Source organism: Acinetobacter pollinis, from assembly GCF_015627175.1.
Taxonomy (GTDB): Bacteria; Pseudomonadota; Gammaproteobacteria; order Pseudomonadales; family Moraxellaceae; genus Acinetobacter; species Acinetobacter pollinis.
This window is the reverse complement of the sequence record NZ_VTDQ01000062.1, coordinates 1-5605: the sequence shown is the minus strand read 5'-3', so window position 1 is coordinate 5605 and position 5605 is coordinate 1. Positions and strand designations below refer to the sequence as shown.

6 protein-coding genes and 3 pseudogenes are annotated in these 5605 nt (G+C 32.8%); 5 read left to right on the top strand and 4 right to left on the bottom strand.

What is annotated here, in order from left to right; genetic code table 11:
- A pseudogene (locus I2F23_RS14135) lies at window positions 1–106 on the bottom strand (mobilization protein); the annotation flags it as partial.
- A 185-nt stretch (window positions 107–291) separates the two neighbouring features.
- On the opposite strand from I2F23_RS14135, the gene I2F23_RS14020 reads away from it, so the two are divergent.
- The 5 genes from I2F23_RS14020 (at window position 292) to I2F23_RS13235 (ending at window position 4751) form a co-directional block, all read left to right on the top strand.
- Window positions 292–423 carry a hypothetical protein gene (locus I2F23_RS14020; protein WP_266096422.1) on the top strand — a complete coding sequence of 44 codons (132 nt, stop codon included), beginning with the start codon at window positions 292–294 and terminating at the stop codon, window positions 421–423.
- A gap of 11 nt (window positions 424–434) precedes the next feature.
- Window positions 435–1922 (top strand): MobQ family relaxase, encoded by a 1488-nt coding sequence (gene mobQ / locus I2F23_RS13250; RefSeq protein ID WP_195773051.1) that lies wholly within the window; start codon window positions 435–437, stop codon window positions 1920–1922.
- A gap of 577 nt (window positions 1923–2499) precedes the next feature.
- Window positions 2500–3447: a replication initiation protein gene (locus I2F23_RS13245; RefSeq protein WP_195773052.1), complete on the top strand. Its 948-nt coding sequence runs from the start codon at window positions 2500–2502 to the stop codon at window positions 3445–3447.
- A gap of 51 nt (window positions 3448–3498) precedes the next feature.
- Entirely contained in the window at window positions 3499–3969 is a 471-nt protein-coding gene (locus I2F23_RS13240) for a hypothetical protein (protein WP_195773050.1), read from the top strand.
- A complete protein-coding gene (locus I2F23_RS13235) occupies window positions 3960–4751 on the top strand; it encodes a toll/interleukin-1 receptor domain-containing protein (protein ID WP_195773049.1) in 792 nt (263 codons plus the stop codon). Before I2F23_RS13240 ends, I2F23_RS13235 begins: the two co-directional genes overlap by 10 nt.
- 34 nt (window positions 4752–4785) lie before the next feature.
- On the opposite strand, the pseudogene I2F23_RS13955 reads toward I2F23_RS13235, so the two are convergent.
- The 3 genes and pseudogenes from I2F23_RS13955 to I2F23_RS13950 form a co-directional block, all read right to left on the bottom strand.
- Window positions 4786–4932 (bottom strand): annotated as a pseudogene (locus tag I2F23_RS13955) (mobilization protein); the annotation flags it as partial.
- Window positions 4932–5384, bottom strand: coding sequence for a hypothetical protein (locus I2F23_RS13230; protein ID WP_195773048.1), 453 nt, complete (start codon window positions 5382–5384; stop codon window positions 4932–4934). The pseudogene I2F23_RS13955 and the gene I2F23_RS13230, both read right to left, overlap by 1 nt.
- A gap of 66 nt (window positions 5385–5450) precedes the next feature.
- Window positions 5451–5605: pseudogene (locus tag I2F23_RS13950) on the bottom strand (mobilization protein); the annotation flags it as partial.

Here is a 5605-nt window from a genome sequence, read left to right as displayed (position 1 = left end):
AGAGCTTTTTCTTTTCACGAGAAAGAACAGCTTGTTTTTGAGCCTTTAACTGCTTTAATCGTTCTTCTTGCTTTGCTATTTTCTGTTCTATTGTTTCAATGCCCATGATAAATCCAATGCTTTAAAAACTACAGTTAGCATAAACATACCTGAATTGAAATTCAAGATACTATCTGCTATCGTGGTTTCCTCGAAGAGCGCACTTTCCCAAACTAATTTCATTAAGTTTAGAAGTACGAAAAGGGGACACCCCCTTTACCCCCAAAAAGCATTATCAAATTTGGAAATCAAATGTATAAAAAAATTTTAGTTACAGTTATTAGTTCTATTTTAGTTTTAAGTTTTGCAGGGTGTGGTAAATCACAAGCAGAAAAAGAGAAAGAAAGTAAAGAAAAGTTATTAGGGAAAAAATTAAATAATTAAGAGATATTTTTATGGCTATCTATCATTTTTCAGTAAAGAACATAAGTAGAAGTGACGGACGTTCAGCCGTTGCTTGTTCTGCTTATCGTTCAGGTGAAAAATTGATAGATGAGCGTCAAGGAAAAGAGCAAGACTATACAAAAAAAACAGGCGTTGAATACAAGGTCTTATGGTGTCCAAAAGGTACAGCAGAAAACTTAATAACTCGTGAGAAGTTATGGAACACAGTTGAAGCGACTGAAAAACGGAAAAACTCACAACTTGCAAGAGAGTTTGAGATTGCTTTCCCACATGAATTGAACAAAGAACAACGTCAAGAAATGCTTAACGAATTATGCAAGGACATTGTTAGACGGCACAATGTTGTTGTTGATGCTGTAATTCATGCACCACATACAAAAAGTGGCAGTGATGAACGTAATTATCATGCCCATATCATGTTCACCACACGCAGTATTAACGAACATGGTGAGCTTGGTAAAAAAACAAGAGAATTTAACGATCAAGGCAAACAACAAGTCGAGTTTTGGCGAGAAAAATTTGCTGAAATTACAAATGCGAGTTTAGCGAAAGCAGGTTATTCGCATGAAGTTGATCATCGAAGCTATGCGGAACAGGGCAATGGACTACAAGCGACCATTCACGAGGGGAGCAAAGTTACACAGCTACGCAGACAGGGCATAGACACAGAAATCAGCCTCAAAAACGATTTAATCAAACAGCAGAATGCGGAAAAACAGCGTATTCCTGAATTTTTAGACAACTTAACGCTCGAAATACGCCTTGCTGAATACAAAATCAGTAAATACCAAGAAGAAATACGCCTAGAAACGCCAAAACAGCCCCTTAGAGCCACAGAAACACCCAATGATGTAGGTGGATACCAAAAAATACAAGAACAGCCCTTAGAACGCAAAATAGAGCCATCTAGCAGTAAGTTAAGACAGCTCACAAACGATTTAAACCGCATACAAACGGAAATTAGCCAATTTAAGCGAGATATTTCTATGGCTTTGCAAACCCATGACGAACTTGTGAAGACCAAACCAAATCAAACCGTCATGGGATTTATTCCTAATCCTAAATATTCAGCATGGCGAGAAAAATATTTAGAAAACAAGAATAATCATGATCGAAAAAGAGATGCGTTAGAACGTGCTGAAACCCTTTTAAAATCTTGTTATTCAGATATTCGTAAGGAAAAATCATTCCTAGCCAATCCACCTCAATTCCCGACAAAAGAAAAACAACCCGAACAGAATTTCGAGCATGTTTATCAAAAATTTAGCCGAGAGCAAAAACAAGCCTATCACCTGATGGAAGCGTACCTAAGCAAGAAATTTAATGGCTCAGAACTCGATAAAAAACTCAATTACGCTCAAGAAAAATTTATTGAGAAATTTAAAGAGAATCCAAATTTTGAAGTGCCTAAGATCGAATTGCAGAAACAACCAGAGCGAACACAAAGCGTATCAAAATCCAAAGGTATGGAACGATAACCCAGTTCAGCAAAAGCAGTAATCAGAGATGAAATTACTCTAAATCTATTTTTGTTTTTTTAATTATTTAAACCTCATCGAGATTAACCGAGCGAGTGTCTACGAGCGACCAAGCAGGCATTAAAATTTTGCCCTGTTCTTTCCCTGATTACAAAACTCCCCTTTGCATTTCATTGAGATTAACCGAGCGAAGCGGTCAAAGGGTATTTGATTTTAGATCGAGCGAAGCGAGTAAAAAAGCTCTATGAGCGAAGCGAATTCATAGTTGTTTTTGTTGTTGCTTTTGCTCTTAAAACGACACGAGCGAAGCGAGTGCCATAGCCTTTGATTTTGCCTTTGATTCCCTTTTAAATCTTTTTAAAAGCTTTTAAAAGCTTTTCAGCCCTCTGAAAGTATTGCTACATAATGGTTTCAGACATTAAAAACCTACAAACGCCATGCTTAAACCTACAAACGCCATGCTTAAACCTACAAACGCCATGCTTTAAACCTACAAACGCCATGTATAATACTACTTTACTATGTATGTAGTTTATTGTATAAATACTACTTATTCATTGTGGTAGGTTAAAATGAAATTAGATATAAAAAACACTACCCAAAAGATTGGGTGGTTTTACAAAATCGAGTAGTGGAATGTTATAGAAGCATGTCGCTTGATGAAAAGCGATTATTCACTATTGCCACCCCTTTAGCGAGAACCACAAACATATCTAGTGGTGAACCTATTTTTATTTCAACAGAGGAATTTGCATCTGCTTGTGGACTTGAAATCACAGGTGCATATACAGCTTTAGGTATAGCAACTAAGAAACTTTTTGACCGTTATTTTGGCTATGTCAGGGCAGATAAAAAGAAAGTTAGTATTCGGTGGATGTATAAAACTGTCTATGGTGATGGTGGTGCAGAGCTATATTTCACTGATGAAGTGCTGTTATTGCTTAGAGAGTTTGATGCTCTAAACCCTTATACCAAATATAAAAAAGAGGTGGTTTTACGGCTTAAAAAGGACTATTCCCTAGACTTCTACCATTTAGCTAAAAAACATCAAACAATGGGCGGTTTTCAAATAAGCCTCAATGAGCTGTTTGAGCAACTAGGACTACCTGAATCATATAAACGGATTGATAACTTAAAAAATCGTGTAATTGAGCCCTCATTGGAGGAAGTCACAGCTAATACAGACATTGATTTAACCTATGAAAACATAAAGCGTGGGCGTTCTGTCGTTGGATTTCGTTTTACAGTTAAAGAGAAGCCACAACCAAAACTTAAAAATATAGAAATGGCACGAGATCAAAACACCATAGATATGTTTTGCAATTTAACAGACAATCAAATTAGAACTTACAGTTCTATATTGTCTAAAATTCATAGCATATCTGATTTAGCTGGTAATAAAGACTATCAAGCATTTACAATATGGATTTCTAATATTTTACGTAATCCAAAATCAGTCCGAGAGGAAACAGCAAAACGAATATTTAAGGCTCTACAGACAGAAACAGATTTTAAAATTAAATGACTTATTAATTACTTTCAAGAACCCTGATTATATTAATTTTAGAGAAAATTTATGCCCCAATCACAACCTATTAAGTTAGAAAATGAAGCGGATAAAGTTCATTTAAAAATCGCTTATCTAACTTTTTTACAAAATATTATCAATCGACTCTCTACTATCGGCATAACTATAAAAACAGCATCTGTTACCACACTTATAGCATTGCTTGCTTACTCGGCATCAAGTTCAGTTAATGCGAGCTTCAAACTATTATGGCTGTTTTTTATTCCATGGTTATTTTTTTATGCATATGATGCATACTTTTTAAGATTAGAAAGAACTTTCCGTAATATATATAATAACAATGCAAATGAAGAATATATATCTTTCGAAAAGTTTAAAATTAATGGTGAGTTATTAAAAAAATTTCGTATAGAGTGGTCAGATGTTATATTTTCGAGTCCAATACTTCCCTTTCACTTAACTGTTATTGTTGTGATAATAATTGCATTTCTAAATATTAAAGGAATCCCATGTACTTAAGTATTGAGGTTACTAATTTCGAAGACTTTGATCCTCGTATCAACATCAGTAATGAAGAGATAGAAAAATATAAATCGAAGAAAAAAGAAGCACTAAGTAATTTAAAAGATTATCTGTTAGATGATGGAAATACTCTAGATGGAGATAAAATACAAGAGCATTTATTTCCTGAAACAAATGTTGATATTTTTTTATCACATTCCCATGGAGACGAAACAGAAGTTATTAAATTAGCAATATTATTGGAAAGAAAGGGTTTTTCAGTATTTATCGATTCTTGTATTTGGGGAAATGCATTCGATCTACTAGAAGTTATTGATAAAAAATACTGTTATAACACTTGCGGTACTACATACAACTATCAAAAAAGAAACTATTCAACATCACATGTATACATGATGTTGAACACTGCTTTACATAAAATGATAGATAAATGTGAAGTATTTTTATTTTTAGGAACACCAAACTCTACTTCACTAAAAAGTAGTATTCATTCACAAGCACAAGAATCATTAAAATCGCCATGGATTTTATCAGAATTTACTTTTGCTAAATTTGTAAGAAGAAACAGTTATTTTAATTATGATGAACAAAAAATTGTAGCTAAGAGCTTAGAAAGTATGGTTATTATGGACTCATTACAAGTTGAATATGATAAACCTAAGCTTGATTATGAAATTACAGGAACGGCTTTAAGTAATTTATTAAGTAGAATTCAACCATCTCATCGAAAAATAGTTCTATTTAAATCACTATATAGTGATTTAAAGAAAACTTATTAATCTTATAAGCATAGAGTTAGGAGAAACTCGGACTCTACGCAATATACAATTTTAGTGATAGAAAATATTTTCTATCACTATCTTCAGTTAAATAATCATTTAACTCAGCAAGTATTTTCTCTTTGTTTTGTTCACTTTCCATTTTCTTGAGTAGATAAGAACCTAGTAAAATTTTACGTCTTAAAATTTAGGTCTAGTTTTATACCTTTTAAAAGCCAGAAAACAGCTATTTTCCAAAAAAGCTAGAACTGCAAAAAATATAATAAACCATGATTTATTATTCCATCCATATTCTTTTAGACAGACAATAACCAAAGAAAATAAAGTTACTACAACAATTCTAAAAGTACCTATTAGAGTCTCGAATAAATCTGCTCCTACTTCGCTTATTTTATCCTTAGCATCTTTTTGAAAGATAATTTGATCCTTTAAAAAAAGAAGGATAAAACCAATACCAACTGGGAAAAAGAATGACCAAAAACTTAATGAGTTATCTACGTATTCTAATGTTTTTATCAAAACTTCATTACTTGTAGAGACTACGACAAGTAATGTTAAGAAAGCCACCAAACAAAATTCATAAATTAATGCTGAAGGAATATAGTTAAGATAATCTTTATTACGTTTATTCATCCATATCCTACTAATTAAATATTTTTAAATTCCAATATTTAGGAAAAATTCTACCTATATTAAACATTAAAGTTTGAATAATTTTCTATCACGATCTTCAGTTAAATACTCGTTTAAATCAGCAAGTATTTTCTCTTTGTTTTGTTCATTTTCCATTTTCTTGAGTAGATAAGAACCCAGTAGAATTTTACGTCTTGTATCGTCCTTTCGTTGCTGTTCAG

What these genes read in the sequence shown, in the direction of transcription:
- I2F23_RS13240 (WP_195773050.1), top strand. Translation starts at nt 3,499, where the DNA reads ATGCCCCAATCACAACCTATTAAGTTAGAAAATGAAGCGGATAAAGTT.
- I2F23_RS13230 (WP_195773048.1), bottom strand. Translation starts at nt 5,384, where the DNA reads ATGAATAAACGTAATAAAGATTATCTTAACTATATTCCTTCAGCATTA.
- I2F23_RS14020 (WP_266096422.1), top strand. Translation starts at nt 292, where the DNA reads ATGTATAAAAAAATTTTAGTTACAGTTATTAGTTCTATTTTAGTTTTA.
- mobQ (WP_195773051.1), top strand. Translation starts at nt 435, where the DNA reads ATGGCTATCTATCATTTTTCAGTAAAGAACATAAGTAGAAGTGACGGA.
- I2F23_RS13235 (WP_195773049.1), top strand. Translation starts at nt 3,960, where the DNA reads ATGTACTTAAGTATTGAGGTTACTAATTTCGAAGACTTTGATCCTCGT.